This window comes from Ohtaekwangia sp., assembly GCF_036568665.1.
GTDB lineage: Bacteria > Bacteroidota > Bacteroidia > Cytophagales > Cyclobacteriaceae > Ohtaekwangia.
On the sequence record NZ_DATCSD010000032.1, the window covers coordinates 1 to 3081 of the forward strand.

Here is a 3081-nt window from a genome sequence, read left to right on the forward strand (position 1 = left end):
CTCGCAAAATGTTGTACGCCTATTCCTGGCGATGATGTTTTTGGATTTGTGACCGTAAGTGAAGGGATTAAAATTCACAGAACAAATTGTCCGAATGCTCCGGAACTTCTTTCACATCATGGTAATCGTGTAGTAAAAGCCAAGTGGACTTCGCAGCATGAAGTGGCATTTCTTACCGGCTTGAAAATTCGGGGAACGGATCGTGTCGGGCTTATCAATGATGTTTCGAAAATTATTTCGGAAGAATTGAAAGTAAATATGAGCTCGATGTCTATTCATACCGATACCGGAATTTTTGAAGGAGAGATCATGCTCTATGTTAATGACACGCGGCACCTTGAACAACTTATTGAGAAACTGCGTAGTGTGGAAGGTGTGGTGAAAGTGAGCCGATTCGATTCAAAGGAGTAAAACTGTACAGTTCTTCTTTCACTTTAATTTATTTAGTGTTGCTATTTCTTCGTTTTTGAGACATACAAGCCCTTTTGATGTTGATTTTCGGAGAGTTGCGACAAGTAGTGCAAATCATTCAAACCTGATTATCTTTGCCCGTTAATTCATGGCACTCAATCCGAAACTATACGAAGAAGTAAAGAAGATCTTCACAGCCTATCTTGAAAACAAGGAGCTGAGGAAAACCCCGGAGCGTTATGCGATCCTGGAAGAAATCTATTCCCGCGATGGCCATTTTGATGTCGAGTCGCTCTACATCAGTATGAAGAATAAAAATTACCGGGTGAGTCGTGCCACAGTCTATAATACACTTGATCTGTTAGTGGAGTGCGATTTGGTGAGTAAGCATCAGTTTGGCAAAAACCTGGCCCAGTACGAAAAATCGTACGGCTATAAGCAACACGATCACCTGATCTGTACGGAATGCCATAAAGTGGTTGAGTTTTGTGATCCTCGCATTCAGAATATTCAAAATACAGTAGAAGAGATTTTGCATTTCAATGTTATGCATCACTCACTCATATTGTATGCATCCTGCACCAAGCAGAATTGCGAGAATAAAATAGCCGCATCGAACTAGCCTATGAATTTCACTCACGAGATAAAAAAAGAACGACTACTGATCAGTCTTTCAGGAGACCTGATCGGAGAAGATAATGGCACTTCTATCTTGGAAGTAGCGACCAGTGCTATACAGGAGAAAGTACTTGCCTGTGTCATTGATATATCCAACCTGCGCTATATTAATAGTAGCGGTATTGGCGTGCTGATCACAATTCTTACAAAATTCAGAAACAAGGGAGGAGAAGTATATTTGATGCGTCCTTCCGAGAGCGTTCAGAAATTATTGGTTATCACAAAGCTGAATGCCATTTTCCAGATCATACAATCTGAAGCAGAAGTAATTAAGTAAACTTTATATTTTAAGATTTTCACGAATGTCTAAGGTAGATGTTTTATTGGGCCTTCAATGGGGCGATGAAGGTAAAGGAAAGATTGTGGACGTACTCGCACCGAAGTACGATGTTGTAGCAAGATTTCAAGGAGGTCCTAATGCAGGTCATACCCTCGAGTTCGATGGTATTAAGCACGTATTGCATCAGATTCCTTCTGGCATTTTCCGTGAATCTACCCGAAATGTAATCGGTAATGGTGTTGTGCTCGACCCCATCATTTTCAAAACTGAAATTGAAAAGCTGGCGAAGTATAATCTGAATACAAAGAAGAATCTCTTTATATCTAAAAAGGCAACACTCATTTTGCCAACACACCGCTTGCTGGATGTTGCTTACGAAAAAGCAAAAGGTGAAAATAAAATCGGATCAACGTTAAAAGGCATAGGCCCCACGTATCAGGATAAAATAGGAAGACAGGGCTTGCGTGTTGGAGATATACTGGCCGATAATTTTAAAGATCGTCTGAAGAAACTTACAGATATCCATTTCAAAATTCTGAAAGAGCATGAGGTGGAATTCAATTGGAGTGAATTGGAAAGCCAGTTCATGGATGCTGTAAATTTTCTGAAAGGATTCAATCTTATTGAGAGTGAGTATTTTCTGAATGAAGAATTAAAGAAAGGTTCCAGCATTCTTGCCGAAGGTGCACAAGGAGCTTTGCTCGATATAGATTTTGGAAGCTATCCTTTTGTTACAAGTTCTAATACTGTAACAGCGGGAGCTTGTACAGGATTAGGTGTGGCCCCTAGAAATATAGGTGAAGTATATGGAATCTTTAAGGCGTATAGCACCCGCGTTGGTAGTGGGCCTTTTCCAACAGAGTTATTGGATGACCAGGGAGAGTTAATGCGTAAAGAAGGAAATGAATTTGGTTCTACTACAGGAAGACCGCGCAGATGTGGTTGGATTGACTTGCCTTCGTTAAAATATTCTATCATGATCAACGGTGTTACACAATTGTTGATGATGAAAGCAGATGTGCTGAGTATTTTTTCAACGATAAAAGTTTGTACAAAATACCAGTTGAAAGATGGTACAATCACAGATATGATACCCTATGAACAAGTGAATGAAAAAATTTTTCCGATTTATACTGAGATGAAAGGGTGGAATTCTGATCTGCGTAAATCAAAAGAAAGTTTGCCTTCTGAATTAAACGACTATATAAAGTTTCTTGAAACAGAGTTACAAGTTCCAATTACATTGGTGTCTGTTGGTCCTGATCGCACAGAGACTATACATCGGAATTAACAAGCAGATAAAATATTTTTAATAAGCACTTGCAGCACCAAAAGCTTCTTCTACCTTTGCATCCCCAATCGCAGTAGGCGGAGGCAAAAGAGAAGAAGTTTTGAAATGCTGATGACCAAGTCTTGAATGTTTTTCTTTGATTCTTTCGAAGAAGAAAAATAAAAAAAAGATTGAGAAAAGATTTGGAGGATGAGAAAAGGTTTCTACCTTTGCACTCCCAAAACGGAAAAGCGGGCTCGAAGTTGGAAGGACTTCGGGAGAAGTTGAAGGATTGAGAGATGAAAAAAGTTGGAGAGGTGATGAACTTCGAAGACAATAGTTTCGAGATATAGGTTGAAGATACTGAGAAGTAAATTTGATCACGATTGACGAACCTGATGTGAATCAGTAGGAGTCAAAAAAGTTCTTTGAATGGATGATA

5 protein-coding genes are annotated in these 3081 nt (G+C 39.3%); 4 read left to right on the top strand and 1 reads right to left on the bottom strand.

The features are described from left to right. From VIN08_RS01695 to VIN08_RS01710, 4 genes are all read left to right on the top strand, one after another. A partial coding sequence (locus VIN08_RS01695; RefSeq protein WP_331959263.1) for an ACT domain-containing protein occupies positions 1-411 on the top strand: 411 nt, incomplete at its 5' end. A 148-nt stretch (positions 412-559) separates the two neighbouring features. After that, the gene (locus VIN08_RS01700) at positions 560-1033 is read left to right on the top strand and encodes a transcriptional repressor (protein ID WP_331959265.1); all 474 of its coding nucleotides are present in this window, start codon (positions 560-562) and stop codon (positions 1031-1033) included. Positions 1034-1036: 3 nt separating this feature from the next. Continuing rightward, a complete protein-coding gene (locus VIN08_RS01705) occupies positions 1037-1366 on the top strand; it encodes an STAS domain-containing protein (RefSeq protein ID WP_331959268.1) in 330 nt (109 codons plus the stop codon). 25 nt (positions 1367-1391) lie between these two features. Beyond that, positions 1392-2660: an adenylosuccinate synthase gene (locus VIN08_RS01710; RefSeq protein ID WP_331959275.1), complete on the top strand. Its 1269-nt coding sequence runs from the start codon at positions 1392-1394 to the stop codon at positions 2658-2660. A gap of 18 nt (positions 2661-2678) precedes the next feature. Here VIN08_RS01710 and VIN08_RS01715 read toward each other — a convergent pair whose 3' ends face one another. Next, entirely contained in the window at positions 2679-3023 is a 345-nt protein-coding gene (locus VIN08_RS01715) for a hypothetical protein (RefSeq protein ID WP_331959278.1), read from the bottom strand. Positions 3024-3081 lie beyond the last annotated feature (58 nt).

Excerpts from the sequence above, each read along its gene's own strand:
- VIN08_RS01705 (WP_331959268.1), top strand. The coding sequence starts at position 1,037 with ATGAATTTCACTCACGAGATAAAAAAAGAACGACTACTGATCAGTCTT.
- VIN08_RS01710 (WP_331959275.1), top strand. The coding sequence starts at position 1,392 with ATGTCTAAGGTAGATGTTTTATTGGGCCTTCAATGGGGCGATGAAGGT.
- VIN08_RS01700 (WP_331959265.1), top strand. The coding sequence starts at position 560 with ATGGCACTCAATCCGAAACTATACGAAGAAGTAAAGAAGATCTTCACA.